Source organism: Janthinobacterium foliorum, from assembly GCF_978021625.1.
In genome coordinates, this window is record NZ_CDXDQE010000026.1 from 1 (window position 1) to 18958 (window position 18958).

Consider the following 18958-nt stretch of genomic DNA (forward strand, 5'->3'; position numbering starts at 1 on the left):
CGGAAAAGAAAAACCAGGTGGATTTCTACAACCGCCGCTTCGTCGCCGGTGAACTGGACAACCAGAGCTTCGCGGAAATCGCCCGCGCCATGGGCGCCGAAGGCATCACGGTGGACAAGCTGGAAGACGTGGGTCCGGCCCTGAAGAAAGCCATCGACATGCAGATGAATGAAGGCAAGACGACCATCATCGAAATCATGTGCACGCGCGAACTGGGCGACCCGTTCCGCCGCGACGCGCTGAGCAAACCGATCCGTCACCTGGACAAGTACAAAGACTACGTCTGATCAGTCCATCCGCTCCTTGTATGACCCCGGCCATGCCGGGTTTTGTATGCCGGAACCATCTTCATGCTTCCATGGTTCCGGCATTTTTTTACCGAATTGGAGTTTCCATGAAAGCCCTGCACCGCATCATCGAGCAAGCCCGCGCCGTGCCGAAAAACATCGTCTTGTGCGAGGGCGACGACATGCGCGTGCTGCAGGCGGCCGCGCGCGCCGCCACCGAGGGGCTGGCGCGCATCAGCATCGTCGGCAAGCCGGCCGCCATCCTGGCCCTGGCGCGCGAACATGGCCTGGACCTGGAAGCCGTGCGCCTGATCGACCCGGCCGCTTCCAGCGAGTCGGAACACTATGCACAGCAACTGTTCCTGCTGCGCCAGGCCAAGGGCATGACGGTGGAGCAGGCGCGGATCGCCGTGCAGGACCCGCTGTGCTACGCCAACCTGATGGTGCGCCTGGGCGACGCGGACGGCTGCGTGGCGGGCGCCGTGCACACGACGGCCAATGTGGTGCGCAACGCCATCCAGATCATCGGCGTCGATCCGGCCTTCAAGCTGGTGTCGAGCTTTTTCCTGATGATGCTGTGCGAGCCTTTCCACAGCCTCAAGGGCGGCTTCATCTTTTCCGACTGCGCCCTGGTCGTCGATCCGAATGCGGGGGAGCTGGCCGACATCGCCATGGCCGCTGCCGACAGCGCGCAAGCCCTGCTGATGGAAGAGCCGCGGGTGGCCATGCTGTCGTTTTCCACCAGCGGCAGCGCCAACCATGCGGCCGTCGACAAGGTGCATGCGGCCACGGACAAGGTCAAGGCGCAGCGCCCGAGGCTGGCCATCGATGGCGACGTGCAGCTGGACGCGGCCATCGTGGCCGAGATTTCGCAACGCAAGGTCAAGGATTCCGTGGTGAATGGCCGCGCCAACGTGCTGGTATTCCCCAACCTGGACGCGGGCAATATCGGCTACAAGCTGGCCGAGCGCATGGGCGGCGCCGTCGCCATCGGTCCGCTGCTGCAGGGCTTGAACAAGCCCGCCAACGATCTGTCGCGCGGTTGCAGCGCGATTGACGTCTACAACGTCATCGCGGTCACGGCCGTGCAGGCCCAGGGTGGACGCTGACTTCCTGTTCAGCCTGCCAGTGCTGGCGCTGCTGGGCGTGGTGGCGGCGGGCACGTATTTCCAGACCGTCACGGGTTTTGGACTGGGCATGATCGTCATGGGCGTGGCCAGCGGACTGGGCCTGGCGCCCGTGCCGGCGCTGGCGGCCCTTGTCAGCCTGCTGTCGCTGGCCAATTGCCTGGTGGCCTTGCCCGGTGCCTTGCACCACCTGGACTGGCGCGCCATCCGCGCCGCCAGCATCGGCTTGCTGCCCGCCATGGCGGCCGGCGTCTTGCTGCTGGGCTACCTGGATCAGGCCTACGCGCCCCTGCTGCACTTGCTGCTGGGCGCGGCCATCGTGTATGGCGGCGTCAGCATTTTGCTGCAGGCGCCGCCCGGTCCCGGTGCGGCCGACAAGCGCAGCTTCTTTATCAGCGGCGTGTGCGGCGGCCTGTTTTCCGGCCTGTTCTCGCTGGCCGGGCCGCCGCTCGTGTACCAGTTTTATCGTCAGGAAATGAGCCTGACCACCATCCGCTACAGCCTGATCTTTTTGTTCGCCATCAGCGCGGGCGGACGGTCGCTGATGGCGGGCAGCCAGGGCCAGCTCGATGCGAAAGTGTTGTTGCTGTGCATGCTGGCCTTGCCCGTCGGCGTGCTGGCCACCATGGCCGGCAAGCGCTATCCGCCGCCCATCGCCCAGCGCGGCATGCGCCGCATCGCCTTTGCCGTGCTGACGGCCATCGGCATCTCCCTGATGGTGGCGGCCGTGCCGCAGCTGCTGGGTTGAGCGGGCAGGGCGGTCAGGGCCGTACGGTGGCGTTGGCGAAAAAGCGGTAGCCGGCGTTGCGCGCCGTGTTGACCGGCAAGGACAAGCCGCTGGCCAGCTCGGTCTTGCGGCGCAGGCGGCGGATCTGCGTATCGAGGCGGCGCTGGTCATAGTCGAGGAAATCCTCGCCCAGCGACTGCACGATCTGCTGGCGGCTGACGATGCGCTCCGGCTCGGCCATCAGCGCCTGCAGCACGGTGGTATCTTGCTGCGACAAGGCGATGGCGCCGCAGCCCGGCGGAAACAGGCGGCGCGGCGCCAGTTCGAGTATCCATGCGGGCGCGGGCGCCGGTTCCCCCAGGCGCCGCTGCAAGCTGCCCAGGGTGGCCGCCAGCTCTTCCAGGTCGGTATGCTTGGGCAGGTAGTAATCGGCGCCGCCCGTCAGGCCGCTGACCTTGTCCTGCGTGGCGCCGCGCGCGGTAAACACCACGATGCCCAGCTGCCGGCCCTGGGCGCGCAGCGCGCGCACGAGGGCCATGCCGTCGCCGTCGGGCAAGCCCAGGTCGATGATGGCGATACGGTGCAGCGCGGGAGCATAGCTGGCATGGAAGCCGGCCAGGTCGGCGACGGCGCTGACCTGGTAGCCGCAGTCGCCGAGAAATTCGGTCAGTTCCTGTCGCAGGACGGCTTCATCTTCAAGCAAAATAAGGTTCAACATGGCGCAAGGATAACCGATCACTTGCGTGGCGTGAAGGCAGCCTGTCGCTTCCTTGATATGCCTGTGTTAAGCTGCCGCGCCATGCCATTCCTGCTTGCCCTTCTCCTCTTTTTCAGCACTCTCCATCCGCTGGCAGTCCATGCCGCGCCGCCGGCGCCGCTGCTGTTGCCCGACTCCGGCCAGCAAGTCTCGGCCAACGGCCACATGCAGGTGTTGCGGGACGCGCGCGGCACGCTGGCGCCCGATGCGGCACTGGCCGCGCCTGGCTGGCGCACCTTGCCCGGCGCCGTCAGCGCCGGCTACACGGACGACACCATCTGGCTGCTGCTCGACGTGCGGCGCGCGGAGGCGGCGCCCGATGAGTGGGTGTTGCGTTTTAGCAACGCCGTGCTCGACAATGTCCGCCTGTACCGGCTGGATGGACAAGGGCATTGGCGCATGCAGGAAGCGGGTGCGGCCGTCGTGCGCGACGACTGGCCCGTCGATGCGCGCCAGGTCGTCTTCCCGCTGCGCCTTGAGGCGGGCATGAGCGAACGCTGGCTGGTGCGCCTGGAGAGCAAGAAATCCATGTCGACCGAGCTGAGCTTGTGGCCACGCGCGGCCTTCGACGAATCCTCGCGCCGGGAATACCTGTACTACGGCTTGCAGTTCGGCACGTATCTGTTGCTGATCCTGTTCCACGTCTTTTTCTGGCGCATGACGCGCGAAGCCCAGAGCGGCTGGTATCTGCTGTATGTGTGCACGAGCGCGACGACGGAGGCCTTCACGATCGCCATTCCCCAGCAGATTTTCGACATGCCGAACTGGCTGTCCGATCCGATCCTTGGCATGTCGCTGTGCATGTCGCTGGCCGTCGGCACGCGCTTTTCCTCCTTGCAGCTGGATTTGCCGGAACTGTTTCCCCGCCTGACCCGCGCGCTGGCGGGACTGTCCTGCGTGATGGCCGTGGCCGGCGCCTGCCTGGTACTGCGTGGAAAATATGGCGCCGGCGTGCTCGCCGTGCAGTACACGGCGCTGCCCTTGATCGTGTTTTTTGTCGGCATGGCCAGCTGGCTGGCATGGCGCGGGCACCGCAGCGCGCGTGCTTTTTTGCTGATCTTCGGCATTTTCTATGCGGGCGCCATCGTCAGTTTCCTGCGCAATATGGGCATGCTGCCGCCGAACTTCCTCACCAACCATGCGGCCACCCTGGGCGCCTTCGTGCACATGATGCTGATGAGCTTGCGCCTGAACCGGCGGTATGCGGGCTTGCGCCGGGCCAAGGACATTGCGCAGGCGGAGGCCGTGCGGGCCGTGCGGGCGCTCAATGAACGGCTGGAAGAACAGGTGGCCCTGCGCACGGCCGCGCTGCAGCAGGAGATCGCCTGGCGCGTGACCCTGGAAGCGGAACTGCGCACGGCGCTGGAAGTGGAAACGCGCACGCGCGAAGAGCAGCAGGATTTCGTTGCCATGGTATCGCACGAATTCCATACGCCGCTGGCCATCATCAATACGACGGCCCAGCAGATCGCCCGCAATCCCGCCGCCGCATGGGAAAAAACCGTGCAGCGCTGCCAGAATTTGCGCGAGGCGAGCGGACGCATGACGGCGCTCGTCGACGAATACCTGAGCGCCGACCGCATGGAAACGAGCGCGGCCACTTTCCGTGCCCAGTCCTGCGATCCGCGCAAGCTGATCGAGGCGATACTGGCCGAGTGGCCGGAGGGCAGGGTGGAGGCGGTCCTGTCCGGCCTGCCGGCGCAGCTGCAATGCGATCCGGGACTGCTGCGCGTGGCCCTGCGCAATCTGCTCAGCAACGCGGACCGGCATGCGCCTCAGGCGCTGGCGATCCGCGTGCAGGCAGCAGGCCACGGCGCTGGCGGCCTGCAAGTTACCGTCAGCAACCGCGGCGATTCCCTGCCCGCCGATGAAATTCCCCGCCTGTTCCAGAAATACTTCCGTGGCCGTATCGCGCAGCACAAGCCGGGTGCGGGGCTGGGCCTGTATCTGGTGCAGCGCATTGCGCAACTGCATGGCGGCAATGTCACACTCGACAATGCCGGCCTGGATGGCACCATCAGCTTCTCCTTGCGCATCCCGGCTGGCGCGTCCGGCATTCCCGACTGAATTGGTCGGGAATCGCTCAGGTTTGCTCACTTATAAATCCGCAATCTTTGTTACATTTTCCCCAAGGAAATTTTTGTAGCTTTTTGCCACATTTGTGTAGCGAAAAGCAACAGGAAAGGGTGCCAGGCAAGGCCGCCTGCACCCGTTACAACACAAGACAAGGATAAGCGCATGCATCGCCACGGATCATTGAATCACATTTACCGGCTCGTCTGGAGCCACGTCCTGAATGCCTGGGTCGCCGTTGCCGAAACGTCGCGCGGACGGGGCAAGGGCGGACGCCGCAAGCTGGCCGCCGCCGCTGCCGCCATGGCGGCGCTGGCGCTGGGTGGACCGGCCTGTGCCGGACCCACGGGCGGGCAGGTGGTGGCCGGCACGGCGACCATCACCCAGTCCGGTACGACGACGACGGTCCAGCAGACGAGCCAGCAGGCGTCGCTGAACTGGGCCAGCTTCAACGTGGGCAGCAAGGAAACCGTCAACTTCGTCCAGCCCTCGTCGAATGCGCTGGCCGTCAACCGCATTCTCGACAGCAATGGCTCGCAGATTCTCGGGCGCGTGAACGCCAACGGCCAGGTCTACCTGATCAATCCGAACGGCATCCTGTTCGGCCGCACGGCCCAGGTCAACGTGGGCGGCCTCGTCGCCTCCACCCTGGATATCGACAATGCCAGCCTGGGCGGCAGCAAGCATGTGTTCAATGGCAAGGGCGGCGGCAGCATCGTCAATGAAGGCAGCATCCGCGCCGCGGACGGCGGCTACGTGGCCCTGATTTCCGCCCGCATCAGCAACAGCGGCAGCATCGCGGCCCACGCCGGCAGCGTGCTGATGGGCGCCGGCAGCCAGGTCACGCTGGACCTGGGCGGCCCCGTCAAGCTGCAGGTGACGCAGGGCGCGCTCAATACCCTGATCGAAAATGGCGGCGCGATCCGCGCCGATGGCGGCCAGGTCTACCTGACGGCCAAGGCGGCGGGCGCCCTGGCTTCCAGCGTCATCAACAACACGGGCGTGATCGAGGCGCATACCCTGGCGACGGGGCAAAAAGGCCAGATCGTGCTGCTTGGCGACATGCAGCAGGGCAGCCTGCACGTGGCTGGCGTGCTCGACGCCAGCGCGCCCCAGGGCGGCGATGGCGGCTTCATCGAAACCAGCGCCAACCATGTGGACATCGGCGCCGTGCGCGTCACCACGGCCGCGGCCGGCGGCAAGACGGGCGACTGGCTGATCGACCCGAACGATTTCACGGTGGCGGCCAGCGGCGGCAACATGACGGGCGCGGCCGTATCCAGTGCCCTCGCCAGCAACAATTTCACCATCATGACCACCAGCATGGGCACGGCGGGCGGCAATGGCGATATCCACGTGAATGACGCCATCAACTGGTCGGCCAACAAGCTCACCCTGACCGCCGAGCGCAACATCAATATCAATGCGACCCTGAACGCCACCGGCAGCGGATCGCTGGCCTACCAGTATGGCCAGGCGACGGCCAATGGCGCCGGCAGCGCCTACAAGGTGGCAGCGGGCGTGGCCGTGAATATTCCCACGGCCAGCGCCTTTACCTGGAAGAAGGGCAGCGCCGGCAGCGTGAACAATTTGGTGTTAAGCAACGGCAATATACGCTTCGGCAATGGTAATGAAAACTCCTTCACCGACGACGGGCTGTTGAAGACGCCATTTTATTTCGATAACACCACCCCCGGCCGCAACGGCTGGTACATGCTGACCTTGAACCGGCCCTTCGAGTTTGCCGTGGCCGCAGGCGGCAATGGCAGCAATGCCTGGAATAACAATGGACAAGTGCTGATCGCGGACGGCGGCATGGGCGGCGGCTTCCCTGGCATGGGCGGCAGTTACTCCAGTGCGCTGAGCAACCGTTCCTTGAATATCGCCGGCTACCAGGAAGGCATGGGCTCGATCGTGACGACAGGGACGCTCAATTTCAGCTCCCTGAACCAGTCGGCCGGCATCGCGCACACCTATACCCTGAAGGCGGGCGATGCCTTCGTCAACATGGATAGCCGGCTCACCAATCTGAGCAGCACGCCGCTGACGAATGTGCGCATGTGGCTGGGCACGGGCGACGATTTTATCGGCGAGTCGGATGCCAACTACAAGACCAAGGGCAATATCGTTGCCGGTGCCTTTGCGACCTTGACCGATAACAAGGCCAGTTCCAACGCCATCATGGTGACGGAAACCAACAGCACGACGAGCGGCTCGGCCATCCTGTTCTATTCCACGACGGCGGGCGTGGATACCGTGCATAGCAATTGCTGCTCGTTTTCCAACGCCATCAACCAGAACCCGCGCGGCACGGCCGCCGCTTCCGGCCAGACAGACGGCAGCTATGCCATGTTCCTGCGCGCGGCCGACCTGGCGCCGGGCCAGTCCGGCGGCCTGTCCGTGTATTACGCGGCGGCACCGGTGGCGCAACTGAAGGACGCCATCACGTCCGTCGACAATGCGGCGGGCAACGCCTCCAAGCCCGTGTATGTGCGCTTGACGCCAGGCACCAGCGTGTATGGCGATGTGCCGGTCTTTAACTATGCGCTGTACGATGCGCTGAGCGGCGGCTTGCTGATCACCGATGCCAGCGCGAGCGGCACCATTTCCTGGCTGGGCGCGCCCACGGCCACGTCGGCGGCAGGCGTGTACACGATCAGCTACGACACGGGCCTGGTGCTGGGCAAGACTGGCTATACCCTGACGCCTGGCGGTCCCGTCTACTGGACGGTCACGCCGCGTCCCTTGGAGGTGGCGGTGACGAAGACCTACGACGGCAGCAGCACCTTCAATTCCGGTTTCGTCCTGTCCGGCCTGGTCAATGGCGACAGCGCGCCAGCCGTCACGGGCTCGGCCAGCGTCGGCAGCCGCAATGCGGGGCGCTACAGCAGTTTCGATTCGAGCACCCTGAGCCTGTCGAATACCAATTATGTGCTCAACACCAGCGGCGTCAGCGCCAATATCGATCCCCGTCCCGTCATGGTGACGGCCGACGCGAAGAGCAAGGTCTACGGCAATGTCGACCCCGGCCTGACGTATCAGGTCACGCAAGGCAACCTGGTGGCGGGCGACAGCCTGTCCGGCGTCTTGCGCCGCGCGGCCGGTGAAAACGTGGGCAGCTACACGATCGATGCCTCGGCCCTGGCCAACGGTAACTATGTCATCACGGCGCAGAACGGCAGCTTGAGCATCGATGCGCGCCCCATCACGGTGACGGCCGACGCGAAGAGCAAGGTGTACGGCAATGTCGACCCTGGCCTGACGTACCAGGTGACGCAGGGCAAGCTGGTGGCGGGCGACAGCCTGTCCGGCGTGCTGCGCCGCGCGGCCGGTGAAAACGTGGGCAGCTACACGATCGACGCCTCGGCTCTGGCCAACGGCAACTATGTCATCACGGCGCAGAACGGCAGCTTGGCCATCGATGCGCGCCCGATTACGGTGACGGCCGACGCGAAGAGCAAGGTCTACGGCAATGTCGACCCTGGCCTGACGTATCAGGTCACGCAAGGCAACCTGGTGGCGGGCGACAGCCTGTCCGGCGTCTTGCGCCGCGCGGCCGGTGAAAACGTGGGCAGCTACACGATCGACGCCTCGGCTCTGGCCAACGGCAACTATGTCATCACGGCGCAGAACGGCAGCTTGGCCATCGATGCGCGCCCGATTACGGTGACGGCCGACGCGAAGAGCAAGGTCTACGGCAATGTCGACCCTGGCCTGACGTATCAGGTCACGCAAGGCAACCTGGTGGCGGGCGACAGCCTGTCCGGTGTCTTGCGCCGCGCGGCCGGTGAAAACGTGGGCAGCTACACGATCGATGCCTCGGCGCTGGCCAACGGCAACTATGTCATCACGGCGCAGAACGGCAGCTTGAGCATCGATGCGCGCCCGATCACGGTGACGGCCGACGCGAAGAGCAAGGTCTACGGCAATGTCGACCCTGGCCTGACGTACCAGGTGACGCAGGGCAATCTGGTGGCGGGCGACAGCCTGTCCGGCGTCTTGCGCCGCGCGGCCGGTGAAAAGGTGGGCAGCTACATGATCGACGCCTCGGCCCTCGCCAACGGCAACTATGTCATCACGGCGCAGAACGGCAGCTTGCGCATCGATGCGCGCCCGATCACTGTGACGGCCGACGCGAAGAGCAAGGTCTACGGCAATGTCGACCCCGGCCTGACGTACCAGGTCACGCAGGGCAATCTGGTGGCGGGCGACAGCCTGTCCGGCGTGCTGCGCCGCGCAGATGGTGAAAACGTGGGCAGCTACACGATCGACGCTTCGGCCCTGGCCAACGGCAACTATCTGATCACGGCGCAGAACGGCAGCTTGAGCATCGATGCCAATCTGGAACTGGAGAATGCGATTCGCCTGGCGCGGCGCCAGGTCACCACGGGCACCAATGACGTGGCTGCGGGCGCGGCGGCCGGCGCCGGCGTCCTGGCACTGCCTGGCAGCGCGGCGTATGCGGCTTCCGGCACCGGCGGCGCACCGCATGCCGGCGTCAGCCTGATCGGCGGACTGGCCCTCGTGCCCGTGGCAGAGGAAACGCGTGCCACGCCATCGGCCGGCGGCACGGAGCCGATGCTGGCAGCGTTGCCGGCGGCGGGCGCCAGCGGCACGCCGGGCTTTACGCGCATCTTTGTCGTCAACGGCGGCATCAATGTGGCGGCAGCACCCGCAACCCCGGCCACCGGAAGCGTGGCGCAATGATGGACCTGAATCAATTTATTAAAGTCTCTATGAAAAAATCATCACACCCGCAGCGCTCCACGATTGCAATGGCGCTGGGATTTGCCTTACTGCATTTTGTACCGGCCGCGCAGGCACAGGTTCCACCGGACGCGGGCCAGACCCTGCAGCAATTGCAGCCGCCCATCGCGCCTCCGCGCGACAGCCAGGCCCTGACCATCCAGGCGCCGCGCGATGCGTCAGCCGTCGCGCCCGGCGGCGCCACGGTCGTGCTGCGCTCGGTCAATATTTCCGGCAATTCCGTGTTTGGCGAAGACGCGCTGCAGGCGGCATTGGGTGACGTGACGGGCAAGTCATTCGACCTGGCCGGCTTGCGTGGCCTGGCCGAGCGCATCACGGACGTTTACCATGCCGGCGGCTACCCGTTTGCCCGTGCCATCCTGCCGCCGCAAGACCTGGCGAACGGTGACTTGCGCATCGAAGTGATCGAGGGCCGCTATGGCGTGGTGCAGGCGCAGGGCGGCGATGCCGGCCTGGCGCGCCAAGCCACGGCCTTTTTTGACGGCTTGCGCCCTGGCAGCGTGATCGCCAGCGGGCCGCTGGAACGCGCCGCCCTGTTGCTCGATGATTTGCCTGGCATCGCGTCCTCCGCCACCATGCGCCCCGGCACCGAGGCGGGTACGGGCGACCTGATCGTCCAGGTGGAGCGCGGCCAGCGCGTGCGCGGCGATATCGGTCTGGACAATGCCGGCAGCCGCTACACGGGAAAAAACCGCGTGCGGGCCAATGTCGACGTCAACAGTCCCTTCCTGCTGGGCGACCAGATCAGCGTGCGGGCCTTGCTCAGCGAGGAAGAGCTGTGGCTTGGCTCGCTCGGCTACAGCCTGCCGCTGGGCACGTCCGGCTTGCGCGGCAATGTCGGCTACTCGCATACGCGCTACGTGCTGGCCAAGGAATTCGCCAGCCTCGATGCGAATGGCACGGCCAAGGTCGCCAGCGCCGGCCTCAGCTATCCGATCCTGCGTTCGCAGAAAGCCAACCTGACCCTGATCGCCACCTACCAGGCCAAGGACTTGCAGGATAACCGCGACAGCACCAGGACTTATGAAAGCAAGTCCAGTGATTCCCTGCCGCTGGCCCTGCAATTTGACTACCGCGACGCTTTCGATGGCATGACGTACGGCAGCTTGAGCTGGACGCCGGGCAAGTTGAAACTCGATGCGGGCCTGAGCGCCGTCGACTATTACCAGACCAGGGGCAGCTTCCACAAGGTCAACCTGGACGTGGTGCGTCTGCAATCCTTGCCCGCCGGCTTCAGTCTGATGGCGCACCTGAGCTGGCAGCAGGCCGACAAGAACCTGGACTCGTCCGAGAAACTGAGCCTGGGCGGCGCCAGCGGCGTGCGCGCATATCCATCGGGTGAAGCCACGGGCGACGAAGGCGGCCTGGCGCAGCTGGAACTGCGCTATGGCGCGGGTGACTTTGCGCCGTATGCCTTCATGGATGCTGGCCGCGTCACTGTCAACGCCAAGCCGGCGCCGGCCAGCGACAACCGGCGCAGCCTGCGTGGCAGCGGTTTGGGCGTGCGCTACCAGCGGCAGGCATGGAGCGCGGACGTGGCGCTGGCCTGGCGCACCACGGGTGGCCGGCCGCAGTCGGAAACGAACAGCGATCCCAAGCCGCGCGTGTGGCTGAACGTGGAATACCGCTTCTAGTTCGTCGGATGGCAAGGCGCGCAGTTGAGCACGATTGAACCGCGCGCCTTGCAAAATAATCAAACTGCCGTTATATTCCCCGTTCTTTCTCGAACCTCTTCCTTATTGGAGCCAAAAGTGCCTCGCTTCTTCGCCATCACCTGCTAACGCTGACGAAATGCTCTCTGCAGCATCGTTCGGCGCGTTGACGCCCCCCGATTGCTGCGGCACTTTTTTTGATTCCCCGCACACGCTTGCATGGCCACCCTGGCCGGTTCCGTCTCCGCCCGAATTCGTCGTCAGCACCCCTGACCCTGTATGGACACGCGCCGGTGAACGGTGCGTGGGACGCTATGTTTTTACAATCTTTGCCCTTATTTAAATACCCGCGCACGCCGCACCTGGAAGGCTCGCGCCTGCAGGACGGCGACGACGGCACCGACCAGATGCCCTTGAAAAAGCTGGCCGGCCAGTACGTCGTCATCGAGGAAAAAATCGATGGCGCCAACGCCGCCGTGTCGTTCAGCGACGCGGGCGAAGTGCTGCTGCAATCGCGCGGCCACTATCTGGCGGGCGGCGGCAGCGAACGCCAGTTCAACCTGTTGAAACCGTGGGCGCATGCGCATGAACACGCCTTGCTGCAGCTGCTGGAAGACCAGTATGTGCTGTTCGGCGAATGGTCCTACAGCAAGCATTCCGTGTTTTACGACCGCTTGCCCCATTACTTCAACGAGTTCGACGTGTATTGCCGCCGCACCCGGATGTTCCTGTCGACGGCGCGCCGCCACGCCATGCTGGCCGGCTCGCCCGTGCTGTCCGTGCCCGTGCTGTATGCGGGCGCCATGCCCGCCACGCCGAAACAGCTATGGCAGCTGGTGCGCCATTCGCTGGCCAAGTCCCGCCTGTGGCGCGAGGCCTTTGACAGCGTGGTGGCGCGCGAGCGCCTGCCGCTGGACCTGTGCTGGAAGCAGACGGACAAGTCCGACCATGCGGAAGGCCTGTACCTGAAGGTGGAGGACGACGAGCAGGTGCTGGCGCGCTACAAGCTGGTGCGGCATGACTTCACGCAAACCATCCTCGACAGCGGTTCGCACCACAGCACGCGGCCCATGATCCCCAACCAGCTGGCCGACGGCGTCGACCTGTACGCGCCGCAGCCGCTGGTCACGTGGGACAGCCTGGGCTTGCATACCTGCCGTTCGCTCGACGAGCTGGCAGCCTTTTCAAGGAGTACGCGATGAACTGGAAAACCCTGCAGCAACTGGTGCCCATGGCGGGCCAGTCGCCCGATTTCAATGCCTGCCTGGCTGCCTTCCCGCAGCTGGAGCTGGCCAAGACGACGCCGCAAAATCCCGTGTATCACGCGGAAGGCGATGTGTGGACGCATACCATGATGGTGGTGGAGTCGCTGCTGGCCATGCCCGACTACCGGCAAGCCGCGCGGGCGCAGCAGGAAATCGTCTTCCTGGCCGCCTTGCTGCACGACGTGGCCAAGTGCAGCACCACCGTGATCGATCCCGCCACGGGCGCCATCGGTCAGCCCGGCCACTCGCGCAAGGGCGCCCTCGATGCGCGCATCGCCCTGTGGGATGCCGACGTGCCGTTTGCCGCGCGCGAGGAAATCTGCCGCCTGATCAATGTGCACCAGGTGCCGTTCTTCGCGCTGGAAACGTCGCGGCGCGGCGTCACGCCCGAATTCACCGTGCGCGAGCTGTCGTGGCAGGTGAATATCCATTTGCTGGCCATGCTGGCCGAAGCGGACATCCGCGGCAGGATCTGTCCCGATCCGCAGCGCATCCTGGACGCCATCGAGCTGTTCCGCGAACTGGCGCGCGAGGAGGGCTGCTACGGCCAGCGGCGCGCCTTCGTCGACGACCACACGCGCGTGAAATATTTCCGCGGGGCCGAGGCGCATCCCGACTACCCCCTGTTCCAGGAACCGGGCTCGCACGTGATCGTGATGTCGGGCTTGCCTGCATCGGGCAAGAACACGTGGGTGGACAAGCACCATCCGCGCCTGCCCGTCGTGTCCTTCGACGATGCGCGCATCGCCCTGGGCTTAAAGCACGGCAAGAACGAGGGGCAGGTGGGCGATTACGCGGAAGAGCGGGCGCGCGAGCTGCTGCGTCAAGGCGAACCGTTCGTGTGGAACGCCACGCATTTGTCCAGGCTGATGCGCGAAAAGACGCTCAACCTGCTGTACAAATACCACGCGCAGGTGGAACTGGTCTATCTGGAGCAGCCGCGCAAGGAGCTGCTGCGACGCAACGGCCAGCGCGACACCTCGCTGAGCAACAAGAAGCTGCAAGCGATGCTGTGGAACTGGGAAATTCCGCTGCCGATGGAGGCGCATGCCGTGCGCTACGACGTTACTTGAGTGATTGGCGTTTGCGACCGCCGATCAGCTGCGCGATCTCGCCGAACAGTTCATTGTTCAGCGAGGCGGGCAGGGTGGTGGCCAGGCTGCGGCTGTAGTAGGCGCCCAGGTCCAGTCCCAGGCCCAGCCCGCAGATTTCCACGGCACCCTGGGCTTCGCGGCGCGCCACCACCTGCTTCAAATGCTGCGCCAAATAAAACTCGTCGTTGGCCAGGTTGGTGGCCGTATCCATCGGGCAACCGTCGGACACGACCAGCAGGATGCGCCGCCGCTCGGGCCGGGCCAGCATGCGCTGGCACGCCCAGTCCACGGCTTCGCCATCGATGCCTTCGCGGTACAGGTCCGCTTTCAGCAGGGCAGCGATATCGGGCCGCGCCCGCCGCCAGCTCGTATCGCCATCCTTGAAGACCATGTGCACCAGTTCGTTCAAGCGGCCGGGGTTGGCGGGCGAGCGGGCGCGCGTCCAGTCGCGTTTCACGCGGCCGCCATTCCACGCACCCGTCGTAAAGCCCAGCAGTTCCGTGCTGACGCCGGCCTGTTCCAGCGCGCGCAGCAGAATGTCGAGCAGCACGGCCACGGATTCTGCATGCGTCTTCATGGAGCCGGAGCAATCGACGAGGAAGGTGACGAGGCAATCGGCTTGCGGCAGGAATTGTTCCTTGCGGAACAAGCGGCGCTCCGACGGCGAGCTGATCAGTTGAGCCAGGCGGCGGCCATCGATATAGCCCTCCTCCTCGCCAAACGACCAGCCCTCGCGCCGGGGCACGGCCAGCAGCTGTGTCAGGCGCCGCGCCAGGCGCGCCGTGTTGATGCCCAGGCTGGCGATGCGCTCGTCCATGCGTTCGCGGTATTCCTGCAGCAGGGCGCGGCGCACCAGCTCACCCGCTTTTTCTTCGCGGTCATATGCCGTCGCATACGCCTTGTAGCCGCCGCCGCCATCGTTGAAAGCGCGGCTTTCGCCCAGCGGCGCGGCATCGGGCAGATGGTCGTTGTCGCTGTCGAAATCGAGCAGCAGCTTGAAGGCTGCCTGCGCCCTGGCATCGCCGGCATCGTCCTGGCCGCCATCGCGCGCCGCCTGCGCGTCTTTCAGCATGACATCGACGGCATGGGCGATGGCCAGCGCGTGGCGTGCAAAGGCTGCCTGGTCCAGGCGGTGGCGGCGCAGGCCGGCCAGGTCGCTGCCCAGTTGCGAGGACAGCGACCAGCGCGTCGCTTCAATAAAATCCTCCGTTTTTTCCAGCACGGCGCGCGCCGTCAAGCGCGACCAGCCCATCTGGAACACGGTGTACAGCAGCAAGCCCGATGCGCCCTCGGCCAGGCCGGAATCGTAGAACGCATGCGACCAGGCCGTAAAGCGGTGGCGCAGGTTGTCGATGACGCCGGCGTGCTGCTCGGGCGCCAGGGTTTCCACTCTTAATTGCTCCAGCAATTCGAAGACGAGGCGGGCCACGGGTTCAGGCGGACACAGGGACTTGTGCAGGGCAGAGTCCGTATGCAGCAGGCGCAGGGCCACGCTGTCGGCCGCGCCCCGCAAGGAGGGCAGGTCTTGCAGCGCGGCATCGGGCTGCAGATGGGCCGCGTGGATGGGCAGCGGGCGGTGGCCGTCGTGCAGGCGCCGGCCACGGTAGCGGATGGCGGCCACGCCGCTCAGCGCGCGGATGGCGCCCGCGCACAGCTCATCCGTTTCCTGCTGTTCGCGCGTGTAGGCGGCAGGCGCCGTCGCTTCGGCGCTCATGCCTGGCTCGCCAGCAATTCCTCATTGAAACAGCGCTGATAATACTCGGCCACCATGGGCCGCTCGGCCTCGTCGCATTTGTTGAGGAAGGACAGGCGGAAGGCCAGCGCCGGGTCGCGGAAGATCTGGCAATTCTCGGCCCAGGTGATCACCGTGCGCGGCGACATCAGGCAGGCCAGGTCGCCCGCCGCATAGCCCTTGCGAGTGAGGCTGGCCACGGCCACCATGCGGCTTGCCAGCTGGCGGCCCGCTTCGTCGTTCATGGCCGGGACCCTGGCCAGCACGATGTCCGTTTCCTCCGCCTGGGGCAGGTAATTCAAGGTGGCAACGATGTTCCAGCGGTCGATCTGCGCATGATTGAGCACTTGCGTGCCGTGGTACATGCCGTTCAGGTTGCCGAGGCCCACCGTGTTCGACGTGGCGAACAAGCGGAAGTGCGGGTGCGGCGTGATGACCCGGTTCTGGTCGAGCAGGGTGAACTTGCCGTCGCGCTCCAGAATGCGCTGGATGACGAACATCACGTCGGGACGGCCGGCGTCGTATTCGTCGAAGATCAGGGCCACGGGGCGCTGCAATGACCAGGGCACGATGCCTTCCTGGAACTCCGTCACTTGCTGCTGCTCGCGCAGCACGATGGCGTCCTTGCCCACGAGGTCCAGGCGGCTGATGTGGCCATCGAGGTTGACGCGCACGCAGGGCCAGTTCAGGCGCGCCGCCACTTGCTCGATGTGCGTGGACTTGCCCGTGCCATGCAAGCCTTGCACCATCACGCGGCGGTTATGCGTGAAGCCGGCCAGGATGGCCAGGGTCACGTCCTCGTTGAAGCGGTAGGCGGGATCGATGTCGGGCACGTGCGGATCGCGCTCCGTGAAGACGGGCACGAGCAGGTCGCTGTCGATGCGGAACAGGCTGCGCACGGACTGCAAGGTTTGCGCGGCTGCGGCGGGGGGATGTTGGCGTGAATCTGGCACCTTGTTCTCCTGTGAAACCGCAGCGTGGGCGCCGCGGCGGTTATGAATTACTTGTTTGTAATGCGTCGTCATCCCCGCCCGACGTCGGCATGGTTTCCGATTCGATGGCGGCCAGGGCTTGCGCGGCGCGCTGCAATGCTGGCAAGAAATGTAAAGCCTTGTCGTGCGTTAAACGGATGATGGGCGCCTGGATCGCCACGGCCAGGTTCGAGCGGCCGTTCGGGTTCGGCACCAGCACGGCCACGCACAGCAGGCCGGGCAGGAATTCCTCGTCGTCCAGCGCATAGCCGTTGCGGCGCACCACTTCCAGTTCGCGTTCCAGCTTGACGGGGTCCGTTTCCGTCTTGTCCGTAAAGCGCGTCAATTCCATGTGGCCCAGCAAGCGGCGCCGCTGCACGGGCGTCATTTGCGCCAGGAACAGCTTGCCGCTCGACGAGCAGTGCGCCGGCACCCGCGAACCGGGATGCAGGTAGAAGCGCAGCGGCGCTGCCGTTTCCACGCGGTCCAGGTACACCACTTCGCTGCCGCTGAAAGCCGTCAGGTTGCAGCTTTCGCCCACTTCCTCGACCAGCTGGCGCAAGACCATGCGGCGGGCGCCATGAAATGTGTTGTTAATTAGCAGGTTCGACGCCAGGCGGCGCAGGCGCACGCCCGTGCTGTAGTGGCGGCCATCGCTTTCGCGCTGCAGCACGCCCACGCTTTCCAGCTGTTGCAGCATGCGGTGCAGGGTGGGTTTTGGTAATCCTGTTTCTTCCACCAGCGCCTGCAGCGACAGCAACTGGTCTTTCTCGGCAATCACTTCCAGCAAGGCAAACAAACGCATCGTGGGCGTGTCGCCTTCCAGTTTTTCCGGCTCAAGTTTTGGGGATGAAATCATGTCCATGGTGGCCTCGGTTGGATGTAATGAGTTATTTCATTTTCGAACTCAAATTGTACCGTTTCCTCGAAATTCTGTTTGACTTTTGATTCCCGAACGCTTAAATTGAATTGTATATCAATTTTCGGAACAAAATATACCGATTTTTAATAAATTAGCCAGCACCCATTACCATAGACCAGGAGACACCGATGAATGACATGACCGACCAAAAAGCCGCCGCCGCAGCGGCCACCGCAGTGACCCCGACTGGCCCGCAAAAGATGACGCCTTCCGAAGCGTTCGTGGAAACCCTGGCCGCCAACGGCGTGACCGACATGTTCGGCATCATGGGCTCGGCCTTCATGGACCCGATGGATATCTTCGCTCCCGCTGGCATCCGCCTGATTCCCGTCGTGCACGAGCAGGGCGCCGGCCACATGGCCGACGGCTATGCCCGCGTCTCGGGCCGCCATGGCGTGGTCATCGGCCAGAACGGTCCCGGCATCAGCAATTGCGTCACGGCGATTGCCGCCGCCTACTGGGCACATACCCCGGTGGTCATCATTACGCCCGAGACGGGCACCATGAGCATGGGCCTGGGCGGCTTCCAGGAAGCGAACCAGCTGCCGATGTTCGAGGAATTCACCAAATACCAGGGCCACGTGACGAATCCGGCCCGCATGGCCGAATTCACGGGCCGCTGCTTTGACCGCGCCATGTCGGAAATGGGCCCGACCCAGCTGAACATTCCGCGTGACTATTTCTACGGCGAAATCAAGGCCGAGATCCCTCAGCCGAACCGCCTGGACCGCGGCGCCGGCGGCGAGCAAAGCCTTGACGATGCGGCCGAACTGCTGGCCAAGGCCAAGTTCCCCGTGATTATTTCCGGCGGCGGCGTCGTCATGGGCGACGCCATCGAGGAGTGCAAGGCGCTGGCCGAGCGCCTCGGCGCGCCCGTCGTCAACAGCTACCTGCACAACGACTCGTTTCCGGCCAGCCATCCGCTGTGGTGCGGTCCGCTGGGCTACCAGGGTTCCAAGGCGGCCATGAAACTGATCGCCCAGGCCGACGTCGTCGTGGCCCTCGGTTCGCGCCTGGGACCGTTCGGCACCTTGCCGCAGCACGGCATGGATTACTGGCCGAAAAATGCCAAGATCATCCAGATCGACGCCGACAACAAGATGCTGGGCCTGGTCAAGAAGATTTCGGTGGGCATCTGCGGCGACGCCAAGGCGGCCGCGAAAGCAATTCTTGCCCGTCTGGACGGCAAGGCCCTCGATTGCGATACGACCCGCGACGCGCGCTATGCCACCGTGCAAGCGGAAAAGGCCGCGTGGGAAGAGGAGTTGACGAACTGGACGCATGAAAAGGATGCGTACAGCCTGGACATGATCGAAGAGCAGAAGAAAGAGCCGGGCAACTACCTGCACCCGCGCCAGGTCTTGCGCGAGCTGGAAAAAGCCATGCCGGAAGACGTGATGGTGTCGACCGACATCGGCAACATCAACTCGGTGGCCAACAGTTACCTGCGCTTTGAAAAGCCGCGCAGCTTCTTTGCGGCGATGAGCTTTGGCAACTGCGGCTATGCGTTTCCGACCATCATCGGCGCCAAGGTGGCCGCGCCGCACCGTCCGGCCGTGTCGTATGCGGGCGACGGCGCCTGGG

13 protein-coding genes are annotated in these 18958 nt (G+C 64.8%); 9 read left to right on the plus strand and 4 right to left on the minus strand.

Annotation, left to right across the window (positions count from 1 at the left end; all coding sequences use genetic code 11):
• The 3 genes from ACZ92H_RS29005 to ACZ92H_RS29015 all read left to right on the plus strand — a co-directional run.
• The coding region (locus ACZ92H_RS29005) for a thiamine pyrophosphate-dependent enzyme (RefSeq protein WP_465051941.1) at positions 1 to 287 on the plus strand (287 nt) is incomplete at its 5' end.
• Between the two features lie 107 nt (positions 288 to 394).
• A complete protein-coding gene (pta, locus tag ACZ92H_RS29010) occupies positions 395 to 1396 on the plus strand; it encodes a phosphate acetyltransferase (protein WP_465051940.1) in 1002 nt (333 codons plus the stop codon).
• Positions 1386 to 2162 (plus strand): TSUP family transporter, encoded by a 777-nt coding sequence (locus tag ACZ92H_RS29015; RefSeq protein WP_465051939.1) that lies wholly within the window; start codon positions 1386 to 1388, stop codon positions 2160 to 2162. Before pta ends, ACZ92H_RS29015 begins: the two co-directional genes overlap by 11 nt.
• 13 nt (positions 2163 to 2175) lie before the next feature.
• On the opposite strand, the gene ACZ92H_RS29020 is transcribed toward ACZ92H_RS29015, so the two are convergent.
• The gene (locus tag ACZ92H_RS29020) at positions 2176 to 2859 is read right to left on the minus strand and encodes a response regulator transcription factor (protein ID WP_131377534.1); all 684 of its coding nucleotides are present in this window, start codon (positions 2857 to 2859) and stop codon (positions 2176 to 2178) included.
• Positions 2860 to 2940: 81 nt separating this feature from the next.
• Here ACZ92H_RS29020 and ACZ92H_RS29025 point away from each other — a divergent pair, with 81 nt between their 5' ends.
• From ACZ92H_RS29025 to ACZ92H_RS29045, 5 genes are all read left to right on the plus strand, one after another.
• Positions 2941 to 4965 (plus strand): sensor histidine kinase, encoded by a 2025-nt coding sequence (locus ACZ92H_RS29025; RefSeq protein WP_465051938.1) that lies wholly within the window; start codon positions 2941 to 2943, stop codon positions 4963 to 4965.
• A gap of 171 nt (positions 4966 to 5136) precedes the next feature.
• Positions 5137 to 9678, plus strand: a complete 4542-nt coding sequence (locus ACZ92H_RS29030; protein WP_465052389.1) for an MBG domain-containing protein — start codon at positions 5137 to 5139, stop codon at positions 9676 to 9678.
• Between the two features lie 29 nt (positions 9679 to 9707).
• A complete protein-coding gene (locus tag ACZ92H_RS29035) occupies positions 9708 to 11372 on the plus strand; it encodes a ShlB/FhaC/HecB family hemolysin secretion/activation protein (protein ID WP_465051936.1) in 1665 nt (554 codons plus the stop codon).
• A gap of 332 nt (positions 11373 to 11704) precedes the next feature.
• Complete coding sequence (locus tag ACZ92H_RS29040) at positions 11705 to 12592, plus strand: RNA ligase family protein (protein WP_131377525.1); 888 nt, start codon at positions 11705 to 11707, stop codon at positions 12590 to 12592.
• Entirely contained in the window at positions 12589 to 13728 is a 1140-nt protein-coding gene (locus ACZ92H_RS29045) for an AAA family ATPase (protein WP_465051935.1), read from the plus strand. Before ACZ92H_RS29040 ends, ACZ92H_RS29045 begins: the two co-directional genes overlap by 4 nt.
• Here the strand turns inward: ACZ92H_RS29045 and ACZ92H_RS29050 are convergent.
• The 3 genes from ACZ92H_RS29050 to ACZ92H_RS29060 are packed head-to-tail and all read right to left on the minus strand — an operon-like array spanning position 13721 to position 17311.
• Positions 13721 to 15463: a cobaltochelatase CobT-related protein gene (locus tag ACZ92H_RS29050; RefSeq protein WP_465051934.1), complete on the minus strand. Its 1743-nt coding sequence runs from the start codon at positions 15461 to 15463 to the stop codon at positions 13721 to 13723. The genes ACZ92H_RS29045 and ACZ92H_RS29050 overlap by 8 nt on opposite strands.
• Positions 15460 to 16434, minus strand: coding sequence for an AAA family ATPase (locus tag ACZ92H_RS29055; RefSeq protein ID WP_465051933.1), 975 nt, complete (start codon positions 16432 to 16434; stop codon positions 15460 to 15462). The genes ACZ92H_RS29050 and ACZ92H_RS29055 overlap by 4 nt, the downstream gene beginning before the upstream one ends.
• 40 nt (positions 16435 to 16474) lie before the next feature.
• Positions 16475 to 17311, minus strand: a complete 837-nt coding sequence (locus ACZ92H_RS29060; RefSeq protein WP_465051932.1) for an IclR family transcriptional regulator — start codon at positions 17309 to 17311, stop codon at positions 16475 to 16477.
• A 200-nt stretch (positions 17312 to 17511) separates the two neighbouring features.
• Between ACZ92H_RS29060 and xsc the strand changes: the two genes are divergently transcribed.
• On the plus strand, positions 17512 to 18958 hold a 1447-nt coding region (xsc, locus tag ACZ92H_RS29065; protein WP_465051931.1), incomplete at its 3' end, for a sulfoacetaldehyde acetyltransferase.